This window comes from Roseobacter sp. (genome assembly GCF_024639605.1).
Taxonomy (GTDB): domain Bacteria; phylum Pseudomonadota; class Alphaproteobacteria; order Rhodobacterales; family Rhodobacteraceae; genus Roseobacter.
This window is the reverse complement of sequence record NZ_JAHEHZ010000013.1, coordinates 22,411-41,819: the sequence shown is the minus strand read 5'-3', so window position 1 is coordinate 41,819 and position 19,409 is coordinate 22,411. Positions and strand designations below refer to the sequence as shown.

22 protein-coding genes and 1 pseudogene are annotated in these 19,409 nt (G+C 58.3%); 14 read left to right on the top strand and 9 right to left on the bottom strand.

What is annotated here, in order from left to right:
- The coding region (locus Q0M35_RS03285; protein ID WP_295312154.1) for a hypothetical protein at positions 1-222 on the top strand (222 nt) is incomplete at its 5' end.
- A gap of 19 nt (positions 223-241) precedes the next feature.
- Here the strand turns inward: Q0M35_RS03285 and Q0M35_RS03280 are convergent.
- The 3 genes from Q0M35_RS03280 to Q0M35_RS03270 form a co-directional block, all read right to left on the bottom strand.
- A complete protein-coding gene (locus Q0M35_RS03280) occupies positions 242-820 on the bottom strand; it encodes an NAD(P)H-dependent oxidoreductase (protein WP_295312152.1) in 579 nt (192 codons plus the stop codon).
- Positions 817-1,968: a site-2 protease family protein gene (locus tag Q0M35_RS03275; RefSeq protein ID WP_295312150.1), complete on the bottom strand. Its 1,152-nt coding sequence runs from the start codon at positions 1,966-1,968 to the stop codon at positions 817-819. Before Q0M35_RS03275 ends, Q0M35_RS03280 begins: the two co-directional genes overlap by 4 nt.
- A gap of 78 nt (positions 1,969-2,046) precedes the next feature.
- The gene (locus Q0M35_RS03270) at positions 2,047-2,763 is read right to left on the bottom strand and encodes a VIT1/CCC1 transporter family protein (protein WP_295312148.1); all 717 of its coding nucleotides are present in this window, start codon (positions 2,761-2,763) and stop codon (positions 2,047-2,049) included.
- A gap of 81 nt (positions 2,764-2,844) precedes the next feature.
- Between Q0M35_RS03270 and Q0M35_RS03265 the strand changes: the two genes are divergently transcribed.
- Positions 2,845-3,882 (top strand): hypothetical protein, encoded by a 1,038-nt coding sequence (locus Q0M35_RS03265; RefSeq protein WP_295312147.1) that lies wholly within the window; start codon positions 2,845-2,847, stop codon positions 3,880-3,882.
- Here the strand turns inward: Q0M35_RS03265 and Q0M35_RS03260 are convergent.
- A complete protein-coding gene (locus Q0M35_RS03260; RefSeq protein WP_295312145.1) occupies positions 3,870-6,446 on the bottom strand; it encodes a cation-transporting P-type ATPase in 2,577 nt (858 codons plus the stop codon). The two genes, Q0M35_RS03265 and Q0M35_RS03260, sit on opposite strands and share 13 nt — an antisense overlap.
- Before the next feature lie 130 nt (positions 6,447-6,576).
- On the opposite strand from Q0M35_RS03260, the gene Q0M35_RS03255 reads away from it, so the two are divergent.
- A complete protein-coding gene (locus tag Q0M35_RS03255) occupies positions 6,577-6,921 on the top strand; it encodes a phasin family protein (RefSeq protein WP_295312143.1) in 345 nt (114 codons plus the stop codon).
- A gap of 5 nt (positions 6,922-6,926) precedes the next feature.
- Here Q0M35_RS03255 and Q0M35_RS03250 read toward each other — a convergent pair whose 3' ends face one another.
- Positions 6,927-8,573, bottom strand: a complete 1,647-nt coding sequence (locus Q0M35_RS03250) for an alpha/beta fold hydrolase (RefSeq protein ID WP_295312141.1) — start codon at positions 8,571-8,573, stop codon at positions 6,927-6,929.
- Positions 8,574-9,033: 460 nt separating this feature from the next.
- Here Q0M35_RS03250 and Q0M35_RS03245 point away from each other — a divergent pair, with 460 nt between their 5' ends.
- From Q0M35_RS03245 to Q0M35_RS03225, 5 genes are all read left to right on the top strand, one after another.
- Positions 9,034-9,441 (top strand): universal stress protein, encoded by a 408-nt coding sequence (locus Q0M35_RS03245; protein WP_295312139.1) that lies wholly within the window; start codon positions 9,034-9,036, stop codon positions 9,439-9,441.
- Between the two features lie 63 nt (positions 9,442-9,504).
- Entirely contained in the window at positions 9,505-10,245 is a 741-nt protein-coding gene (locus Q0M35_RS03240) for an STAS/SEC14 domain-containing protein (RefSeq protein WP_295312137.1), read from the top strand.
- Positions 10,246-10,337: 92 nt separating this feature from the next.
- Complete coding sequence (locus Q0M35_RS03235) at positions 10,338-11,270, top strand: DnaJ C-terminal domain-containing protein (protein WP_295312135.1); 933 nt, start codon at positions 10,338-10,340, stop codon at positions 11,268-11,270.
- Positions 11,267-11,617 carry a chaperone modulator CbpM gene (locus tag Q0M35_RS03230; RefSeq protein WP_295312133.1) on the top strand — a complete coding sequence of 117 codons (351 nt, stop codon included), beginning with the start codon at positions 11,267-11,269 and terminating at the stop codon, positions 11,615-11,617. The genes Q0M35_RS03235 and Q0M35_RS03230 overlap by 4 nt, the downstream gene beginning before the upstream one ends.
- A gap of 45 nt (positions 11,618-11,662) precedes the next feature.
- The gene (locus Q0M35_RS03225) at positions 11,663-11,971 is read left to right on the top strand and encodes a hypothetical protein (RefSeq protein ID WP_295312131.1); all 309 of its coding nucleotides are present in this window, start codon (positions 11,663-11,665) and stop codon (positions 11,969-11,971) included.
- 90 nt (positions 11,972-12,061) lie between these two features.
- Here Q0M35_RS03225 and Q0M35_RS03220 read toward each other — a convergent pair.
- The 4 genes and pseudogenes from Q0M35_RS03220 to Q0M35_RS03205 form a co-directional block, all read right to left on the bottom strand.
- Positions 12,062-13,591 (bottom strand): annotated as a pseudogene (locus Q0M35_RS03220) (fused MFS/spermidine synthase).
- 157 nt (positions 13,592-13,748) lie between these two features.
- The gene (locus Q0M35_RS03215) at positions 13,749-14,804 is read right to left on the bottom strand and encodes a YeeE/YedE family protein (RefSeq protein WP_295312130.1); all 1,056 of its coding nucleotides are present in this window, start codon (positions 14,802-14,804) and stop codon (positions 13,749-13,751) included.
- Between the two features lie 43 nt (positions 14,805-14,847).
- A complete protein-coding gene (locus Q0M35_RS03210; RefSeq protein WP_295312158.1) occupies positions 14,848-15,159 on the bottom strand; it encodes a metalloregulator ArsR/SmtB family transcription factor in 312 nt (103 codons plus the stop codon).
- Positions 15,160-15,240: 81 nt separating this feature from the next.
- A complete protein-coding gene (locus tag Q0M35_RS03205; protein WP_366519632.1) occupies positions 15,241-15,531 on the bottom strand; it encodes a hypothetical protein in 291 nt (96 codons plus the stop codon).
- Positions 15,532-15,688: 157 nt separating this feature from the next.
- On the opposite strand from Q0M35_RS03205, the gene Q0M35_RS03200 reads away from it, so the two are divergent.
- The 6 genes from Q0M35_RS03200 (at position 15,689) to soxA (ending at position 19,346) form a co-directional block, all read left to right on the top strand.
- Positions 15,689-16,429: a cytochrome c biogenesis protein CcdA gene (locus Q0M35_RS03200; RefSeq protein WP_295312128.1), complete on the top strand. Its 741-nt coding sequence runs from the start codon at positions 15,689-15,691 to the stop codon at positions 16,427-16,429.
- 18 nt (positions 16,430-16,447) lie between these two features.
- Positions 16,448-17,026, top strand: coding sequence for a thioredoxin family protein (locus Q0M35_RS03195; protein ID WP_295312127.1), 579 nt, complete (start codon positions 16,448-16,450; stop codon positions 17,024-17,026).
- A 158-nt stretch (positions 17,027-17,184) separates the two neighbouring features.
- The gene (gene soxX, locus Q0M35_RS03190; protein ID WP_295312125.1) at positions 17,185-17,661 is read left to right on the top strand and encodes a sulfur oxidation c-type cytochrome SoxX; all 477 of its coding nucleotides are present in this window, start codon (positions 17,185-17,187) and stop codon (positions 17,659-17,661) included.
- Between the two features lie 24 nt (positions 17,662-17,685).
- Positions 17,686-18,108: a thiosulfate oxidation carrier protein SoxY gene (gene soxY, locus Q0M35_RS03185; protein ID WP_295312123.1), complete on the top strand. Its 423-nt coding sequence runs from the start codon at positions 17,686-17,688 to the stop codon at positions 18,106-18,108.
- 25 nt (positions 18,109-18,133) lie between these two features.
- Positions 18,134-18,463 (top strand): thiosulfate oxidation carrier complex protein SoxZ, encoded by a 330-nt coding sequence (gene soxZ, locus Q0M35_RS03180; RefSeq protein ID WP_295312121.1) that lies wholly within the window; start codon positions 18,134-18,136, stop codon positions 18,461-18,463.
- A gap of 40 nt (positions 18,464-18,503) precedes the next feature.
- Positions 18,504-19,346, top strand: coding sequence for a sulfur oxidation c-type cytochrome SoxA (soxA, locus tag Q0M35_RS03175; RefSeq protein ID WP_295312118.1), 843 nt, complete (start codon positions 18,504-18,506; stop codon positions 19,344-19,346).
- Positions 19,347-19,409: the final 63 nt, after the last annotated feature.

The window sequence follows — 19,409 nt, the reverse complement described above, 5'->3', positions numbered from 1 at the left end:
GTCCGGCGCGGCCTTCAGCAGAGTGTCGAGGATTGCGCCGTCATTTGGATCGCTGTGCATGTCTTTCTTTCTTTGCACTGTGTCTGCCAGTTTTTCTTGCGGTCGGGCAAGCCCGAACTGCTCGAGTGGGTGTCAGGCGTCGTATCGCACCCCGTGGGACGCAAGCGGCCTCTTTATTCCGATCCGGGCGTGCACAGCCGGGTTTTTTCCCCGGATATGTGAGGCGCCACAGGACGTAGCACTAATTCGCACGCGCGCCAAGACGCGTCGCCGTCGTCAGCATCCTCGCCTGAGCTTTGCCGGAAGGGTCTTCGGCGTTCCCGAAGATGCTCCGTCTGACCGGCCGGATACCACAGAACCTGAGGATGTTGCGCTCAAGGCTGCGCAGAGAATGCGCCATGTAGAACCACCTGTAGGCGGCTCCGGGCATGCCCGTCGTGACGATGATCCGTGCGGATCTGCCTGCGAGTGCCGGGCGCCAGGTCCGCCCGTAGAGTTCAAATGCAAATCCCTTGCGCAGCACCTGCTCCAGCCATGCCTTCAGCATCGCCGGCACATCACCCATCCACAAAGGGTAAATCAGAACGATGTGTTCCGCGTCCTGAACCGCCTTTTGCCCGGTGACCGCAACCTGCGGAAGATCAACCCCCTCCCACTCAGCCTTTGACCGCAGATAGGGAATGACTTCACCGGCAATACTGATGACGGTCACACCGTGCCCGGCAGCCTCTGCGGCCGACCGGTAAGCCTGTGCAATCGCGTGGCACAGATGCTGTTCTGCGCCATCCGGATGGCCCTGCACGATCAGCACATTCGTCATTTTTTTGTCACCTGGTTCTGCTGGTGCATGAGAAAATCACTGACCCTCAGATAGCGGACAATATCAGACAGTGTGATCACGCCGCACAACCGGTGATCGTCTACCACCATAAATTTGCGCCGCCCGGTCTTTGTGATCAGCGCCATCAGGTCTCTGACCGGCATGTCAGGCGCGACCGAGGCCTCTGCGGTGAGCCCCTCAAAGATGTCATCGACACGCATGCCGGGCCAGTTTTCCCGATCGGTCCCTTCCAGCACGCGGTGGTCCATATGACCGAGCAGGACGCCGTTTTCGACGACCGGCACAAAGCTGGCACGGCGGTCGATCATGACATGATTTACAAAGTCATCAAGTGTCACATCGGGCGCCGTGGTCACCGGATCCGGCGTCATCAGCATTTGTACTGTCTTGTGGTCGAAAACTGTTTGGACCAGTTGCTTCTGATAGCTCGACCGGGCGGCCATCAGTACGAAACCGCCGATCAGGATGTACCAGAAGCCGGCAAGGAGCGCCCCCTGAAAGAGAAACAGAACGCCGAGTGTCATCAGCAAAAAGGCAAAGAATGTGCCGGAGCGCGCCGCTGTTTCGGTTGCCCCGAGGACATCGCCGGTTCGGTGCCAGAGGGCTGCGCGCAGAATCCGTCCGCCATCCAGCGGAAAGGCCGGTACAAGATTGAATACGGCCAGAATAAAATTGATGAGCGCAAGATAGTGCAGCACAACCGGTATCGGGCTTTGTGTCAGCATAACATCTGTGAAGGCCGCAAAAACCCAGAACCCGAATGCCAGAAAAAGACTCATCGCCGGGCCGGCAACGGCGATCCAGAATTCGGCACGTGGCCGGTCAGGTTCGGAGGCCAGTTCCGCAACGCCGCCAAAAAGAAACAGAGTTATGCTTTTTACCCGGATGCCAAAGCGCCGGGCCACAACGGAATGCGCCAGTTCATGCAGCAGCAGTGAGCCGAAAAAGCAGATGCAGGCAAAGAGCCCCATAGCGAGATAAGTGCCTGGTGTCTGATCCGGGAAGGTTTGGGGAAAGTACTGTTGTGAAAGGCTCCAGGTGATCAGAGCCACAATCAGCAGCCAGCTTTTATCCAGCCTGATCTCGAACCCATCAAGTGAAAACAGTCTGATCGAATCTGAAAACATATAATCCTCGTCGCAAAGAGAATTTTAGCGGCCCGGCAGACCTCCGGTTTGATCCTGCTCAATCGGAACCCGTCGGGCTCAGCCATGCGCAAAAAGTCCGCCAACGAAATAAGCGATCAGCGCGGCGAGTGCGCCGATCAGGAGTGTTTCCGCGCCCGACCACCACCAGGCCGACAGGGACCAGCGGCTTTTGCCTGTTCCGATCAGGAAAAAGGTCAGCAGCGTGGCGAACACGGATATTTCGAAAGCGGGTTCCATCCCGGTGACAAAAGGTATGAGCGGGATTGAGCCCGCCAGCAAAAACGCGGCAAAGGTCGCCAGCGCCGCGCGGATCGGGTGGGGCGCATCACGCGTGAGCCCATATTCATCGGTAAGCATGAGCGCGACCCACTTTTCTTTGTTCTCCGAGATTTCCCGCGTCGCCTCGTCAAGGACCTGACCCGACAATCCGCGCTGTGCCAGGATCTGGCGCAGTTCCTCCAGCTCTCCCTCCCGGTGCTGTTCAATATGGCGTTCTTCGATGCGGATAATCCGCTTGCGGTCATCAGCTTCGGCCTTGGTGCCGGCATAATTGCTGGCCGCCATCGAAAATCCATCGGCCAGAATGTTGGCAATCCCCAGCGTGACGATGATACCATGAGAGAGGCCGGCGCCCGCGACACCGGCAACGATGGCAAAGGTCGTGACCCCGCCATCAATCCCGCCATAGATCATATCTTTGAGATAATTGTTGTTGCTGCCTGCAGACAGGCGGGCTGCGACTTCCTGAGGGCTGTGTCCGTGTTCGGGTGTCATCTGAACACTCTGACGCCCGCGCATCTGATCTGCATTGAGGCATGTCAAATTATCCCGGCATGCCTCTGATAAAAGGCCGTCATGCAGGTTCCCGCCACCTCCTTTCTGCTGAGCATCCTGTGCTTTGCGCTCTGCGCAGGCGTGGTCTGGGTGGCCGGGGCGCGGCTGGCGTATCTGACCGACGCGCTGGCTGACAGGTACCGGCTCGCCAAATCGCTTATGGGGTTGCTGGTGCTGTCGCTTGCCACGTCCCTTCCGGAGGTTGCCACGACGCTCACTGCCGCCGTGCAGCAATCCCGCGATCTGGTGCTCAATAACCTCTTTGGCGGGATTGCCCTGCAAACCGCAATTCTCGCGATGTCGGATTTCTGGGCAAAGCAGGCGATTACCGGGTATCCGCGCAAGGCCAATCATGCCCTCGAAGCCACGCTTCTTGTGATGTTGCTTGCGGTGACACTGATCGTAATCAACCTCGGCGAAACGTTTTCGTTTTATCAGATCGGCCCGGGCAGTGTGCTGATTGCGGTGGTTTATGCCGGGTCGATCTGGTTGCTGCGCAAATACGATGGGGCCAGCGACTGGGTTCCGGTCGATCTTCCGGATCCGGAACCGCTGCCCTTTCCCGCACCCTCCGGTCTGGCCGGTACGGGTAACCGGCTTCTTATCAGCCAGGCGGTTGGTGCCTGTGCCGGGATCCTGATCTTCGGGCTGCTGCTGGTGGTCTTTGCGGAGCGGATTGCAGAGCAGTCGGGGCTTGGCAAAGGGTTCATCGGCGCGACACTGCTTGCCGGCGCGACATCGCTGCCGGAATTGACGACCAGCATTACGGCCGTGCGCATCGGAGCCTATACGATGGCAATTTCGAATATTTTCGGCAGCAACCTGATTATGCTCGTGCTGGTATTTCCCGCCGATATCCTGTTTCGCTCAGGCCCGATCCTGCAGGATGTCTCGCGCACGGTGACACTGTCGCTGGCTTTCGGCATCGCGGTGACGGCGATTTTTCTCTCCGGTCTGATCGTGCGGCGCAAGCCCGGGTTTGGCAGTGTTGGCCTCGATTCGATCCTTGTGCTGCTGACCTTTGGTTGCAGCCTGATCGCCTATTATTACGTGCGCTGACCGCGCATGAGCAGCAGTTTGAAAGCCTCGGGCAGGATGAGGACCGGCAGCGCGAACAGAGCAATCCACTGCCATTCCGCAAGCCCGATCGGCACGGTGCGCAACAGGGTCTGCAGCGGCGGCCAGTAGATCGCCAGCACCTGCGCGCCCAGTGTCAGGGCAAGAGCACAGAGCAAAAACGGGTTGCTGAACCAGCCGATGCGCGATCCGGGCAGGCGCAGTGAGCGAAAAGCAAATACGCTCGCCTTTTCAAAAACCACCATGCCAGTGAAGGCGGTGGTGCGCGCCAGATCCACTCCCTGATCCATAAGGTGAAAGAAAATCCACAGGCTCGACAGTCCGGTATAGAGGCCCAGCACGATGATCGTGGCAATGCCGCGGTAGCCCAGTATGGCATCAGTTTTGTCGCGCGGCGGGTGTTGCATGTGATCCGGTTCAGCCTTTTCCAGACCCAGCGCCACGGCTGTCACCCCGTCGGTGATAAGGTTCATCCAGAGGATCTGGGTGGCGAGAAATACCAGCGGGCCGCCAATTGCGATATTGACCACCAGGGCGATCACCTCGCCTGCATTTGACGACAGCAGGTAGCGTACGAATTTGCGGACGTTGGCGAACTGGCGACGGCCCTCGCCGATGGCGCGGACGATGGTGGCAAAGTTGTCGTCCAGCAGCACCAGATCCGAGGCATCGCGCGCCACATCCGTACCCCGGATGCCCATCGACACGCCGATATCCGCCTGTTTGAGGGCGGGCGCGTCATTGACCCCGTCACCGGTCATGGCAACGATCTGGTTCTGTGACTGCAGGGCTGCGACGATCCGCATTTTCTGCTCGGGCCGCGTGCGGGCAAAGAGCACGTCACCTGAAAGTGTTTCCAGCAGAGCCGCCTCATCGAGCGCGTCGAGCTCCTGCCCGGTCAGCGCCTGCGTCACAGTAAGGGAGAGCTGTTCTGCGATGGCGGCGGCGGTGACCGGGCTGTCTCCTGTAATCATAATCACGCGGATGCCGGCGGACCTTGCCGAGGCAATCGCGCTCCGCACTTCGGCGCGCGGCGGATCAATCAGGCCGACCAGTCCCAGAAATGTAAGGTTCTCTTCGACGATCTGCGGGGTGTCGGTGCGGCGGCGGGCGAGTGCGATGACCCGCAATCCTCTCCCGGCCATTTCGGTGTAGGCCCGGGTTATCTCTTCGATGTCCCCGGGCGCAAGCGGGCGGATACCGGCCCCGGTCATCACCTCCGTGCAGATCCCGAGGATCTGTTCAGGAGCCCCTTTGGTGAGCACGCAATACCCGTCGCCGGTCAGATAAAGCACGCTCATCCGTTTGCGCGCGCTGCTGAAAGGGATTTCGGCCAGCAGCCCGCGTTCGTCGGGCAGGTCGCACCATCCTTTGTAAGCCAGCGTGATCAGTGCGCCCTCTGTGGGGGCGCCGGTCATGTGCCAGCTTTCCCCTTCACGGCGCAGCTGTGCATGGCTGCAAAAGAGCCCGGCCTGCAGAACAGCCGCAAGAACCGGATCGTCCCCGGCCCGCACCCGTGCACCGCCAAAGGCGATGTGGCCGGCAGGATCATAGCCGGTGCCGGTCACGTCATAGCTGCGATCAGCGGTCCATATCAGTGTGGCGGTCATTTTGTTTTCGGTAAGAGTTCCGGTTTTGTCGGTGCAGATGACCGATGCCGCACCAAGTGTCTCGACCGCCTGCAGGCGCCGCGCGAGCGCCTTGTGTCGCACCATTGCCGTGGCGCCCAGAGCCAGCGTGATGGTCACGACCGCCGGCAACCCCTCAGGTACCATGGCAACCGACAACGACAGTCCGGTCATGACCATTTCCACAAGGTCACGCCCGAGTGCGATACCCAGTCCGGCTACGGTCGCGGCCACAAGCAGCGCCGCAATGCCAAGCTGGCGCGCCAGACCGCTCAGCTTGGATTGCAGGTTTGTAACGCCGGTACCCACTGACCCGGTCAGATGCGCGATCCGGCCGAATTCGGTATGCGCGCCGGTGGCTGTCACCCGGGCTTCTGCGCGCCCCGACGTGACGGATGTTCCGGCAAAAACCTCGCCGGTCGTCGCCCCGTCTGATTTTGCGACGGGCAGGGATTCACCGGTCAGAACGCTTTCGTCAACTGTCAGCTCTGCGCTGCGGATGACGACCGCGTCCGCTGCGATTTTCGCCCCCGGCGCCAGCACGAGGATATCTCCGGGTACGATTTCGCGGGCAGGGATTATCTTTTCCTGTCCGTCGCGCAGAACCATGGCCATCGGGGCCAGCATGTTGCGCAATGCGGTAAGCGCGGTTTCTGCTTTCCATTCCTGCACAAAGCCCAGAACGGCATTCAGAATCACGACGAGCCCGATGGTGATGGCGTCAATCACCTCTCCCAGCACCAGAGCGACACCCGCTGCTATGATCAGGATGACCACCAGAAAGCTGGTGAACTGGCGCAAAAAGACCACGACCGGCTTAACCGGTGTCACAGCCGGCAGTTCGTTCCAGCCTGATGTCTGCCGGGCTGTCAGGACTTCAGTATCAGTAAGCCCCTTGTCACGCGTACTTGCCGTCACCAGCTTTCTCCGGTTTTGTATGCCCGCCCGTGATAGCCGTTCATGCCGGCACTGCGGATTGAGCGATATCAAGATCGGGCGGATTCAAACTGATATAATCGCGCCGCAAACAGCAACCGGAGCATAGATTATGGCAAGCAAGACAGAAAATCAGTCCGACCTTCCGCAAGGCGCACAACTTCAGAAACTTGCAGAGCTGCAGGAAGCCGGATTTGGAAATATGGTCGGTCTGAGTACGGCATGGCTGGAAGCACTGGGGGATATCGGCAGCGAGGTCCTGAGTTTTATGGCGGAGCGGGTCAAAGAGGACGTGAAAACACAACACGCGATCCTGCATTGCAAAAACGTCTCTGAGCTTCAGAACATACAGGCCGAATTCATTCAGAAGGCGCTGGAGCAGTACAGCGCGGAAACCGGCAAACTGGTCCGGATGAGTAACGATGCCCTGGCTTCTGCCGGCTCAGACAAGAACTGAGCCGGTTATCCGAAGACATAGCGGCCCGGTGCAGCGCCCAGAGCCTTCACGGGCGACGGACGGGCGCTTTTCCGTCCATGACTGTGATTGCGAAGCCAGTCTGACCAGTTGTCCCACCACGACCCGTCCTGCGGTGCATGACGATCGAGCCAGTTTGTGGCGGTGACGTAGGGATCACCTTCCGCTTTGTGACCTGTCCGGAAATATCGGCCAGGTTGACCGGGCTCGGACAGAATCCCGCCGTTATGCCCGCCGTTGGTCAGCACAAAAGTAACGTCCGTGTCCGTCAGCAGCAAAAGCCGGTAGACCGATTTCCAGGGCGAGACATGATCCTCTTCGGTCGCCACGCAGTAAAGCGGGCAGCGGATATCGGTGAGCGCCACCGAAGCGGTGTCCACCATAAACCGCCCCTTGGCCAGATCGTTGTGCAGAAACAGGCGCCGCAGGTACTCTGAATGCATCTGCGCAGGCATGCGGGTGGCATCCGCGTTCCATGCCATCAGCGGGTTATCAGGCGTGCGCTCTCCCAGCAGATAATGCCGGATCACGCGGCTCCAGATCAGATCGTTTGACCGCAAAAGCTGAAACGCGCCGGCCATCTGATCCGCTCTGAGATAGCCGCGCGTTGCCATCATGTCTTCCAGAAAGGTGACCTGGCTTTCGTTCATGAACAGGCCAAGTTCCCCCGGTTCGGAGAAATCGACCTGTGAGGCCAGCAGGCTGACAGAGCACAGGGATTTGTCGCCGTCGCGCGCCATGGCGGAGGCCACAATTGCCAGCAACGTGCCTCCCAGACAGTATCCGACCGCATGAAGAGAAGAGGCTCCACGGGACCGTATGGTCTCAATCGCCGCCCTGATGCCCAGATCGACGTAGTCCTGCATCGACCGGGCGGCATCCTCTTCGTCGGGGTTTTTCCAGGAGATGATATAAACCTCGAACCCCTGATCGCGCAGATAAGCGACCAGCGAACGCTGCTGCGTGAGGTCCAGAATATAGTACTTCATAATCCACGCAGGCACGATCAGGATCGGTTCGGCGTGTACGTTGGCTGTCGTCGGGCGGTACCGGATCAGCTCAATCAGGTCGTTGCGCAGCACCACGTCTCCGGGTGTCGTGGCCAGATCCTCTCCGACTGTGAAGGTGCTCGGCCTGCGGGGATGATGCGAGATCAGGCGGTTCAGGTCTTCCATCCAGTATCGCGCGCCCCGGATCAGGTTCTGTCCGGCCTCCTCGAAGGTGCGTTGCAGCACCTGTGGATTGGTCAGCGCAAAATTCGCCGGAGAAAATATGTCCAGCCACTGCCGCGTGGCAAAATTCACGATACTCGCATGTTTAGGATCCACGCCGCGGACATCCCTCGTGGCAAGGTCCCACCAGTTTTGCGCCGCAAGATAGTTCAGTGCCATGGCGTTTGCGGGAAATCTCGTCCAGGCCGGGTCCGAAAATCGCGGGTCTTCGGCAGGGTCTGTCGCCGCAAGGCCGGTCAGAGCCTCTCTGAGCAGATCCGATTGCTTGTCCGGCGATGCGGCCAGGTGCAGCGCCCAGTCGACACCGGCATTGATCAGCGCGGCCGGAGAGATACCGCCCGTGATCTGGCCGAGCATCGAGTGCCACGCCGGATCAAGGCGTTTTCGTTCCGGGTCTGTCATACTCTCAGCCTTTCGGTGAAACCTGTGCCGGTGAAATCCTGTCCCCCGGCCTTCCTGCAATGTGAAGCGTCATGTGCGCTGCTTTCTGCGGCGGGCTGTGAGCCCCGCATAATCTCCCCTTTCGCGCGGTCGACGCAGAATTATTCGCGAAGGCAGAGCCTTTCCCCGGAGAGAGAACCGTGATCTCCCCCCCTCAAGTCCTTCAGCATTTTACACCGTCCGGTAATCAGAGTGGTTGCAGATATCCGGGCCGCCCGCTGATAAAAGGGTACCAGGGCACGGACGGACTGGCATTGATCAATCTCAATCCCCGGTGCCCGTCATCGCGGCCACCGAAATCAGGTCGATCAGGGCCCGAAAACCGCACGATCTGAAGGTGCCCGGCCCGGTGAATTGATCTGGAACAATGCCGGGGCGGTTTTTTGCGCAATAACAGGCGAATATCGGGAAGGAAAACATCATGTATAACAACATCCTCGTGCCGGTCGTATTCGATGACGACCACGACAAAAGCGCACCTGTAAAGCTGGCCGGCCTGCTTGCCACGCCAGGCGCGAAAATCACTTTGCTTCATGTGATTGAGCGTCTGCCCGGCTATGCAAAGTCCTATATAACGGAAGATCTGCAAAAAGAACTGCGTGTCACACTGCATCAGAAAATGGACCGTCTGGCACAGAATCTGACGGGCGCCGAAGGCGTCATTCTGGAAGGGCATCCGGGACGTACAATACTCGATTATGCGGGGCAGTACGGCAATGATCTCATTATAATCGCCTCTCACCGTCCGGGCGTGAAGGACTATTTTCTCGGATCAACAGCATCACATGTCGTGAGACATGCGTCCTGCGCTGTGCATGTGGTTAGATAAGGGCCCGCCCCGGTCGCCGGTCTTTCCGGCAAAGCCACCCGTTGACGAAAGGGAGACACCGGTATGCTGACGACAGACATCCGTCCACGTGAGAACATTGCGGTGATCACGCCGGAAGGACTTCTGCGCGCTGAAGATATTGATGAGCTCAGCCGGAAGATCAATGACTACATCAATGAAACCGACCGGGTCCCCAACCTCGTTCTGCAAACGAAAAGTGCGCCCTTCTGGGCGGATTTCAGTGCGCTGAAAAAGCACCTGAAATTTGTGCAGGGACACCATAGTCTCGTCCGGAAGGTTGCCATTGTAAGCGACAGTAAACTGCTGTGGCTGGCACGGCTTCTTGTCGATCATTTTGTTCAGGCGAAGGTGCGGCGTTTCAACAAGGACGCGACAGATGACGCGGTCGCCTGGGCGCAGACCGAAGACGATCACCCCGGTGCCATCATCGAATTAGAAGGTCTCCCGCGCGATGTCGTGGGCATTGATATCAGGGGGCTGATCACCTCGCAGGACTATTCCGGCATGCTTGTTCCGCTGATTGAGCGGCGTGCGAAAGGGCATGACAAACTGAAAATGATCTGCGTTCTTGGTACCTGGTTTGACGGGTATTCTCCCGGCGCGATGTGGGATGATCTCAGATTCGGATTTTCACACCTGACGACGTTTTCTAAACTTGCGCTGGTGACCGATCAGGAATGGATCAGGCATTCCGCGAAGCTTTTCGGGATGCTGATGCCGACCGAAGTTATGGTCTTTGACCTCGCTGATCTGGAGGAGGCAAAGGCCTGGATTTCGGAATAATCCGGCAGCCGCAGCACCGGACAGCGTCGCATGCCGGATCACATTCTCTGCCCGGCGCGGTGAGTTTGAGCAATTTGGATGGACCCTGAAAGATGAGTGACGATCCGTATAAAATCCTTGGCGTTGCTAAGACTGCCACACAGGATGACATCAAAAAGGCGTACCGCAGGCTCGCCAAAAAGCTGCACCCGGATCTGCATCCGGGGGATGCGAAAAAGCAGGCTGAATTCCAGGCGGTTGCCGCCGCGAATGATCTACTGGGTGATCCGGAAAAACGCAGACGCTTTGATGCGGGTGAAATCGATGCCAGCGGCCAGGAGCGCCAGGAGAGGCAGTATTACCACCAGTATGCCGGACAGGAGGGTGGCCGCAGATACGACCCGGATGCGGACCTCGGCGGATTTGATGCCGACTCTGATCTGTTTTCGGGGCTGTTCGGACGTCACGGTTTCGGCCGCGGGGCAGGGCGGCGGGAGTTTCACGCGCGTGGTACTGATGTCCGCTATCATATAGATGTGGATTTCCTTGATGCCGCCCGCGGTGCGAAACGCAACGTGACAATGCCGGACGGCAAGGGGATCGAGATATCGATCCCGCCGGGCATCAGGGACGGGCAGACGCTGCGCCTGCGTGGCAAAGGGTCTCCCGGTTTCGGACAGGGTCCGGCGGGCGATGCGTTCGTAACGGTCTCTGTGCTTGCGCATCCTGAATTCGTGCGCGACGGCGATAACATCGAAGTCGAACTGCCCATCACTTTCGATGAAGCGGTCCTCGGCGGCAAGGTCGGCGTACCAACCATCGATGGTCCTGTGTCCGTGACGATCCCCAAAGGGGTTTCTTCCGGTCACCGTCTCCGTCTGAAAGGCAGGGGCACAGCAAAAAGCAAAGGTGGCCGGGGAGATCAGTTTGTGCGTCTGCGGATCGTGTTGCCCGATAAAACAGACACCCGGATGGAGGAGCTCGCGGGGCAATGGCGCGATCACTGCGGCTTTGATCCGCGCAAGAACCTGCGGAGGACAAAATGAGCCTTGACGAAAAAACGGTCGTGGCACAGGTCAGGCGTCTCAGTCTGAGAGAGTTGCGTGTCTGGGTCCGGGAGGGCTGGGTGCGTCCGGCTCAGAGCGAGCGCGGGCCGGTGTTCGATGACGTCGATATCGCGCGCATCAGGCTTCTGTGTGATCTGAGAAAAGACATGTCGCTTCCGACAGATGCTTTGCCTGTGATCCTGCCGTTGCTGGACCGTCTGCACCAGACCCGGCGAGAACTGAAATCACTGTCTGAAGCTGTCGAACAGCAACCCGAAGAGATCAGACAGACGGTCGTTGCGACATTCTGGGACATTCACGGTGCCACGAAAGAAAGAGGCGGCTGACGCAGTCCGCATCTGATCTTAGTGCCGACGACAAAGGAGGGAAAAATGCATTCCGATATAGCCCTGCGACGACGCGTTCTGCAGCGCGCCTACCTGCGGTATCAGGCGGCCGATCAGGCCTGGGTCATGGCGGTCCGTAACGTGAGGGCGTGGTTTCCGGCAGAGAGCAAGCCCGGGCGGTGGGTCATCGGAGACCCCGGCTCAAGTGTCCGGAGACTGTATGAAAAGCGCGAACGTGCAAGAATGCAGCTCGAGGTGGCTTATCTGAAACTGAAGGTGGCGCGCCAGCGGATGATCGGGCGGCGTTCTTCTGAACAGCCCCGCGCGACACTTTTTATCGCCGCGCAGATGTAAAAACCGCCGGTTTGCTGCGACGCCTCCCGCCGGACCGGCTGGGCGCAGAACGACACCCTGCAGGATTTTGCAGATCAGCAGGCAGTCTGGCTAGTCCAGCACGGAGCCGAGCCCCATCAACCGGTCCACGGGCGCAAAATCGTCCGTCAGCAACGGCGCGTTTGTCCGCGCGACAGTTTCGTTCAGAAACGCGTCCGCCAGTGGCGCAAAAGTTGCAGGCTCAGGTGTGCCGGTTGTGATCTCGGACACATGGCTGTCGGATTGTCCGGCGAGTATCACGAAGACCCTTCTTTCCCCGGGTCTCGGCGGTTACGCTTTGGTCCAGACTTCTACGCTGGGAAAAACCTGCAGAAGCGTTTTGTAAACAGCAGACAAAGCGGCGAGGCGGTCCACGTTATCGACCACGTTCATCGCGAAAACCCCGCCCCCCGACAGTCGTTGAGAGACAAGCTGAAAGAATTCCAGTGTGACGAGATGGGCGGGTACGGCAATATCGGTAAAGGCATCGCCTACGATCACGTCATACTCTTTTTCCGTGGTTAAAAGCACGCGTCTGGCATCTTCGTGCAGGACAGTGGCCGTGCCGGGGTCGAACCAGAAGGCATCGGTTGCCATTCTTGTGACTTCCGGGTCGATCTCTGACACAACGATGTTATCGAGGCCGCGCGACGCCCACCCGCGCGGCACCGAATATGTGCCACCACCGATATGGAAAGAGCTGAAAGGCCGGTCACCCATCCTCATCCGGGGCAGCGCATCGAGCATCGCGGTGTGGTCGGTGTACATCACCCCGGGATGGTCGCGCGCAGAGATGCCATGCGCGAGATGGTCGATGATCATGACCCGTACAGGAGGTTCCTCGTCCGCAGAGAGGGTCTCGCTCCGGATACAGAAATAGCTGCTTTCAACGGTGCAGACCGGGTTTGTCGTGAGGGCGTGCCAGGCCAGTAACCCGGTGAGGGCAATGGTGCCGGCGGCCCCGGCGCGGGTCGCTTTTTCGCCCCGTCCGGAGAGCATGACAATCAGCGCGGATACTGCGTAAAACCCCGCCATGATTTGCAGCGTCGCCGTTGACCCGATCCAGGAGATAAAGAGAAACCCCGCCAGCAGGGTGCCGACAATCGCACCCATCGCGCCGGCGGCGAACATCACCCCCAGAGCCTCTTCCGACCGCTGCCGCCCCCGCATCGCCACAACGGCAAGCACCGGCGCCGGCACGCCGGCAAACAATGACGGGAGAAAAAATGCGGCGATGGCAATGAAGGATATGGCCGTCAGCGGGTTTTCAACGGATTGCAGAACAGGCAGCGCCACAAGGCGCAGGATCAGGCTGGCGCCGGCAGTGAATACCGCCGCTGCAGCGAGCACCCATCCGATCCGCATCATGGCCGCGCGCGTGGGAAATGCAGCCAGCCTGCCGCCCCACCAGTGACCAAGCGAAAAGCCCGCCAGAACCACTGCAATTATGGCGGTCCAGGTGTAAAGGCTCATCCCCACATATGGCGCGATCATCCGGGCGGCGACAATTTCGACGACAAGACCTGCGGCGGAAATTCCGGTTTGCAGCGTGATCAGCAACCAGAAGGGCGGGTTCACTTCAGCGGGCGTTTCAGTGTTCATCCGTCGAGTTTTGGCCCTGCAGGCAGGATGGTCAATCCTCGTTGTCGCTCTGCGCGATGAGTAGTCCGTCGCCACGCGGCAGAAGGTATGTTGAGACCGGGCGTCTGGTTGATAATCCCGTGCCGCCGGAGCGGTCGCACATCGGAGCCAGATTATATCATTCAGCCGGCGCGAACCCTGTGATCAGCTGTTTCAGCCCCAGGCTGGCACCAATAAAGATCGCAACAAAAGCAACCGGTGCGCTGTAGGCCAGGGTGCTGAAGGCCGATACTCCCTGACCAATGCTGCACCCGACAGCAAGTATCGCGCCCGGGCCCATCAGCGCGGCCCCCATGATCTGCCGTTTCAGCTCGCGCGGGTCATCGCAGGCTTCCCAGCGGAAATGCCCGTTGGACCACGACCCCGCAACCGCACCGAGAATAACGCCGAGTACCGATCCCACACTGAACGACAGGTCAGTGCCGGAAGCTGTCATCGTGTAAAAGATCGTATCCCCGATAGGAGCTGCAAAGGTATGTGTCTCGACCGGTTCCGCGTCAAATCCGGCATTTGCAATCCAGTAGGTGCCGATCCATCCTGAGACAATCGCAAGACCCACCACGGCCCCCCAGAAAATGTGCTTTGGTGAGGCCCGCATCGCCTTGCTGCTTAGCGCGAGCAGAATAACGCAGCCCCCCAGAACCAGCCCGCTGACAGCCGGATCGACGCCCAGGACCTGCTCTGCCAGCTGCCCGAACCCCTGCGGCGCAGTTGCCCCGTCCTGAACCGGGAACAGCCATACCCGGGCATGTGCGAGCGGTCCTGACATAACAAAATAGGCCGACAGCCCCATTACGAGCACGATGACAAACGAGCGAAGATCACCACCGCCCAGTCGCGCAAGCGCGCCGTACCCGCAGTTTCCGCTCAGGGCCATTCCATACCCGAAGAGCAGGCCGCCGATGATGGTGCCCGCCGGATTCCAGACGCGGTCAAGATAAGTTGTCTGCGCTGCCTGAAGATACTCCAGCGAGATCGCGACCTGCGTGCCGATAATGGCGACACCGATCGCAATACCCCACATGCGAAGCCGCCGGTCATCAGATCCGTAAAGAGCGTCTTCGATTGCACCCAGCGTGCAAAAGCGCCCGATCCGGGCCGCAAGGCCAAGGGCGATACCGCCCAGAAGACCGATCAGCGCGGCAGAGCCGGCTTCTCCGAAAATATCCAGCATGCCGATTTCCTCCCCGGGACCGGCTTACGTGGACGCAGGACGGTCAGTCTGCGTCCCGGCAAAAGAGATCATATACCACTTCCATGATTTGCTTCGGCCTGTCGTCTGTCAAGCTGTAGTAGATCGCCTTGCCCTCGCGTCGCGGCTTCACGAGACCCTCAAGCCGCAGCCGCGACAACTGCTGAGATACCGCGGCCTGACGCGCGGCAAGAAGATCTTCAAGTTCGGTGACAGATTTCTCGCCGGTGGCCAGATGACACAATATCATCAACCGCCCTTCATGGCTGATCGCCTTGAGAAAATTTGCAGCGTGCTGCGCGTTCTGCATCATTTTGTCGATGTCTTCCGCACACATCTCGGGGTCAAAAACCGGCAAACGGGATGTGCTCTCATCGCCGGTACCATACTGCGCGTCTGCCTGAGGTGCCATGTCTGATTATCCGGTTCCGTCGAGCGGAATTTCCGCCTCATTGAACAATATCTGCAACAGGCCCCAGAAAAAGTCCGGTCCCGGATGCCCTTCGATGCGCCCAGCTTCCTGACCATTCCTGACCAGAATAAACGTTGGTGTAAAGCTTACACGTCTGTCGAATTCCACCTCGGGAGTATCAGCATGCAGATCGTACCGCCTTAAAGGTGCAGTGCGTCCTTCCGCTGTCTTCGGATATATCGCGGCAATTTCCTCATCCCACTTCTGACACCAGAAACAGCCCTGTTCCTCAGCCATAAGCAGATATGTTTCCGCCCAGGCGGATCCGGGCAGACACATGAAAATACAAACAACGGCGGATTTAAGATTGAACACGAGCAGCCCTGCATTGACGCCTGGAGTGTTTCAATCATAATCTAATGTTTGAATGTTTCAAGCGGGGAGCCTCGATCGGATGTTCGATGTGACATTTTTGGGCGCTTTACTCGCGGGTCTGCTGTCTTTTTTATCACCCTGCATTTTGCCGATGGTGCCGTTCTATCTGAGCTACCTCGCCGGTGTCGGGATGAACCAGATATCGGAAGATGCACCCATCACCGGTGCGGTGCGTCGCCAGGCGGTTCTGGCGTCGGTGTGTTTTGCCCTCGGTGTGATTACCGTTTTCATGGGTCTCGGGGCCACGGCCACGCTCTTCGGGCAGATGGTCCGCGAGTATTTTGATATCCTGCGCTGGATTGCGGCTGTGGTAATCATTGCGATGGGACTGCACTTTCTGGGGGTGCTGAAAATCGGAATTCTCTACCGGCAGTTCCGGGCCGACGGCGCAGGTTCAGGCCAGGTCGGCCTGGTCGGGGCCTATGTGATCGGGCTGGCATTTGCTTTCGGCTGGACGCCCTGCGTGGGTCCGGTTCTGGCGGCGATCCTGTTTACCGCAGCCGGGCAGGAAACTGCCTCCCACGGGGCCATCCTGCTCTTTGTGTACGGTCTGGGTATGACACTGCCTTTTATCGGGGCCGCTCTTTTTGTCGGTCCCTTCATGGCCTGGATGCGCCGGTTCAGGCGCCATCTGGGCATTGTCGAAAAGCTGATGGGCGTTCTGCTGATCATTTTCGGCATTCTGATCGCGACAGATACGATTAATATCATCGCACAATGGATGCTCGAAAACATTCCGTGGTTCAGTTCAATCGGATAAATCCGGAGGAGGAAAATTATGCGTTCGATACTCTTTGGTCTGGCTCTGGCCGGCATGACGCTGACGGCCCATGCTGCCGAAATGGGCGACGATGGTCTGCATAAAGCGGACTGGATGCGCGATACCTTCAAGGATCTGCAGGAAGACTTTGCCGAAGCGCAGGCGGAAGGCAAACGGATGTTGATTCTGGTGGAGCAACGCGGCTGCCTGTACTGTCGCGATATGCATGAGAATACCTTTCCCGACCCTCGGGTGAATACGCTTCTGCAGGAAGACTATTATACGGTGCAGCTGAACCTGCACGGTGACACCGAAGTGGTGGACACCGACGGCGAAGAACTCTCAGAAAAAGAAGTCCTGCGCAAATGGGGTGTGCTCTTCACGCCGACGATGATCTTTATGGATACCACGCTGGACGAGAGTAAGTCAGCGCAACAGCAGGCCGTCGCCGTCATGCCCGGCGCCTTTTCTGCCGGCACGACTCTCGACCTGATGACCTGGGTAAAAGAAGAGCGTTATCTCGATACTTCGGAGGAAGATTTCCAGCGCTATCATGCAAGAATGATCCGTGAGCGTGATGACGGCGATACGCGATAATATCCCGGATAAGTTACTGTAATCAAAGCGCTGTACTGTATCCGGTGAGGCGATTTGCGCGCCGGGTGCGTACGAATAAATTCACGAAAATGAATTTGATGTTGCGTTATTTCAATTGTGTGCGCTAGTGTACCGGAAACGGTCAGTCGGGAGGGTTCATGATACGTTTCGCAATTATCTCTGCTAGTGTGGTGTTCGGAGCATCCCTTGCTTGCGCCGAGGGTATCGCGCCTCAGCAGGTTCAGTTTGAAGATGGCGCTATTGCCGCTTCGTTGACAGGTGTTGCCGGCGATCCGGTTTCTGGTGCTGAACTGATGAACAAAGGGTCCGGCAACTGCATAGCCTGTCATGCAGTAACTGAGCTCGAACATCTGGCATTCCATGGTGAAATCGGCCCGCCGCTGGACGGAGTTGCGGATAGGTGGACCGAGGAGGAACTCCGCGGGATCGTCGCGGACGCCAAGCAGATGTTTGAAGGGACCATGATGCCTTCGTTCTACAAGGTTTCAGGCTTCACGCGGCTTGGCGACGACTACACCGGCGATGCTCACCCCGGCGGCGAGGTCACGCCTTTGCTGACAGGGCAAGAGATTGAAGACGTCGTCGCATATCTGATGACGCTCAAAGAAGAATAACTTCGTGTTTTCGAGGAGAACATAATGAAACTGACACGACGTAATCTGCTGATTACAAGCTCTGCCGGTATGGCCGCCTTGGCAATGGGATCACTTCCTGCCTTCGCGTCGCTTACCGATGACGAAATCGCAAAAATCACAGGCGGTGCCGAACTTGGCGAAGGTGCCATCACACTGGATGCTCCTGAAATTGCCGAAAACGGGAACACCGTGCCGATCGGCGTGAGTGCTCCGGGTGCTGTGTCCATCGTGCTCTTTGCAGACGGAAACCCGGTGCCGAATGTCGCAACATTCAAATTCGGGCCGCTGAGCGGGTCCAGAACGGCATCGACACGGATCAGACTTGCAAGAACGCAGAACGTGATTGCAATCGCTGAAATGGAAGACGGTTCGTTCCAGAAGGCATCGGCTAATATCAAAGTAACAATCGGCGGCTGCGGCGGCTGATCCGAACGGACGAGGAGAGATAATAATGGCATCTGGTGTTAAACCCCGCGTCAAAGTCCCGAAAACGGCTTCTGCAGGCGAGACCATCGAGATCAAAACGCTGATCAGTCACACGATGGAAAGCGGTCAGCGCAAGGACAGTGACGGCAACGTCATCCCGCGGTCGATCATCAACCGGTTTACTGCTGAATTTAACGGCCAGAACGTCATTGATGTGACGCTCGAGCCTGCAATTTCGACGAACCCGTACTTCCAGTTTGAAGCGATTGTTCCTGAAACCGGAGAATTTCTTTTCAAATGGTATGATGATGATGGATCTGTGTACGAAGAAACTAAGGCTGTAACGGTCTCTTAAGCCGGAAGCGTAGGGAGGGAACATGCGAAGAAAAGACAGGATGCGTAACCAGGTTGCACTGGGGTTGGCAATAAGTGCGTTAGCCTTTGGCGCAAGCGCAGAGCCGGATGATGACAGACTGGTCGTCAATGGTGAAATCGAAATGGTCACAGAAACGGCCGCTCCAGAGCATATGGAGGGCGTAAAGACGATCTATTCCGGCTGGCGGTTCCGATCAGATGAGACACAGGCCTTTCAGATTGATGATTTTGACAATCCGTCGATGATCTGGGTCGAAACGGCACAGGAGGTCTGGGAAACGCCGGAGGGCGCAGCAGACAAGTCCTGTTCCTCCTGCCATGAAGGCGTCGAAAGCATGGCGGGCATCAAAGCTGTCTATCCCAAATGGAGCGATGCCGCCGGTAAAGTTGTCACACTTGAACAGCAGGTCAATAACTGCCGCGAAGAGCGTATGGAAGCTGAAGCGTGGAAGTATGACGGCGGCGATATGACGAATATGATCGCGCTTCTCGCGAGCGTTTCCCGCGGCATGCCGGTAAATGTTGCAATCGACGGACCAGCACAGTCCACTTGGGAACAGGGTAAGGACATCTACTATACGCGTTTCGGCCAGCTGGAAATGTCCTGTGCAAACTGTCACGAGGATAACTACGGCAATATGATCCGGGCAGATCACCTCAGCCAGGGCCAGATCAACGGGTTTCCGACGTACCGGCTGAAGAATACCAAGCTGAACGCGGTACATGCGCGCTTTAAGGGCTGCGTGAGAGATACCCGCGCCGAGACCTTCAAGCCAGGCTCGCCCGAGTTTGTAGCGCTTGAGCTCTATGTTGCTTCACGCGGCAACGGGTTAAGCGTTGAAGGCCCGTCGGTACGCAACTGATCGCAACAAGGCCCTGCGTTCCGGCGCAGGGCCCTTTTTCGGCGCATTACATTCATACATGCG

Bases quoted from the DNA above. Each gene is read 5' to 3' on its own strand.
- Q0M35_RS03280 (WP_295312152.1), bottom strand. From the start codon at position 820: ATGACGAATGTGCTGATCGTGCAGGGCCATCCGGATGGCGCAGAACAG.
- soxX (WP_295312125.1), top strand. From the start codon at position 17,185: ATGATACGTTTCGCAATTATCTCTGCTAGTGTGGTGTTCGGAGCATCC.
- Q0M35_RS03235 (WP_295312135.1), top strand. From the start codon at position 10,338: ATGAGTGACGATCCGTATAAAATCCTTGGCGTTGCTAAGACTGCCACA.
- Q0M35_RS03240 (WP_295312137.1), top strand. From the start codon at position 9,505: ATGCTGACGACAGACATCCGTCCACGTGAGAACATTGCGGTGATCACG.
- Q0M35_RS03205 (WP_366519632.1), bottom strand. From the start codon at position 15,531: ATGGCTGAGGAACAGGGCTGTTTCTGGTGTCAGAAGTGGGATGAGGAA.
- Q0M35_RS03275 (WP_295312150.1), bottom strand. From the start codon at position 1,968: ATGTTTTCAGATTCGATCAGACTGTTTTCACTTGATGGGTTCGAGATC.
- Q0M35_RS03210 (WP_295312158.1), bottom strand. From the start codon at position 15,159: ATGTGTGCGGAAGACATCGACAAAATGATGCAGAACGCGCAGCACGCT.
- Q0M35_RS03245 (WP_295312139.1), top strand. From the start codon at position 9,034: ATGTATAACAACATCCTCGTGCCGGTCGTATTCGATGACGACCACGAC.
- Q0M35_RS03215 (WP_295312130.1), bottom strand. From the start codon at position 14,804: ATGCTGGATATTTTCGGAGAAGCCGGCTCTGCCGCGCTGATCGGTCTT.
- Q0M35_RS03250 (WP_295312141.1), bottom strand. From the start codon at position 8,573: ATGACAGACCCGGAACGAAAACGCCTTGATCCGGCGTGGCACTCGATG.
- Q0M35_RS03270 (WP_295312148.1), bottom strand. From the start codon at position 2,763: ATGACACCCGAACACGGACACAGCCCTCAGGAAGTCGCAGCCCGCCTG.
- soxA (WP_295312118.1), top strand. From the start codon at position 18,504: ATGCGTAACCAGGTTGCACTGGGGTTGGCAATAAGTGCGTTAGCCTTT.
- Q0M35_RS03265 (WP_295312147.1), top strand. From the start codon at position 2,845: ATGCAGGTTCCCGCCACCTCCTTTCTGCTGAGCATCCTGTGCTTTGCG.
- soxY (WP_295312123.1), top strand. From the start codon at position 17,686: ATGAAACTGACACGACGTAATCTGCTGATTACAAGCTCTGCCGGTATG.
- Q0M35_RS03225 (WP_295312131.1), top strand. From the start codon at position 11,663: ATGCATTCCGATATAGCCCTGCGACGACGCGTTCTGCAGCGCGCCTAC.
- Q0M35_RS03200 (WP_295312128.1), top strand. From the start codon at position 15,689: ATGTTCGATGTGACATTTTTGGGCGCTTTACTCGCGGGTCTGCTGTCT.
- soxZ (WP_295312121.1), top strand. From the start codon at position 18,134: ATGGCATCTGGTGTTAAACCCCGCGTCAAAGTCCCGAAAACGGCTTCT.
- Q0M35_RS03195 (WP_295312127.1), top strand. From the start codon at position 16,448: ATGCGTTCGATACTCTTTGGTCTGGCTCTGGCCGGCATGACGCTGACG.
- Q0M35_RS03255 (WP_295312143.1), top strand. From the start codon at position 6,577: ATGGCAAGCAAGACAGAAAATCAGTCCGACCTTCCGCAAGGCGCACAA.
- Q0M35_RS03230 (WP_295312133.1), top strand. From the start codon at position 11,267: ATGAGCCTTGACGAAAAAACGGTCGTGGCACAGGTCAGGCGTCTCAGT.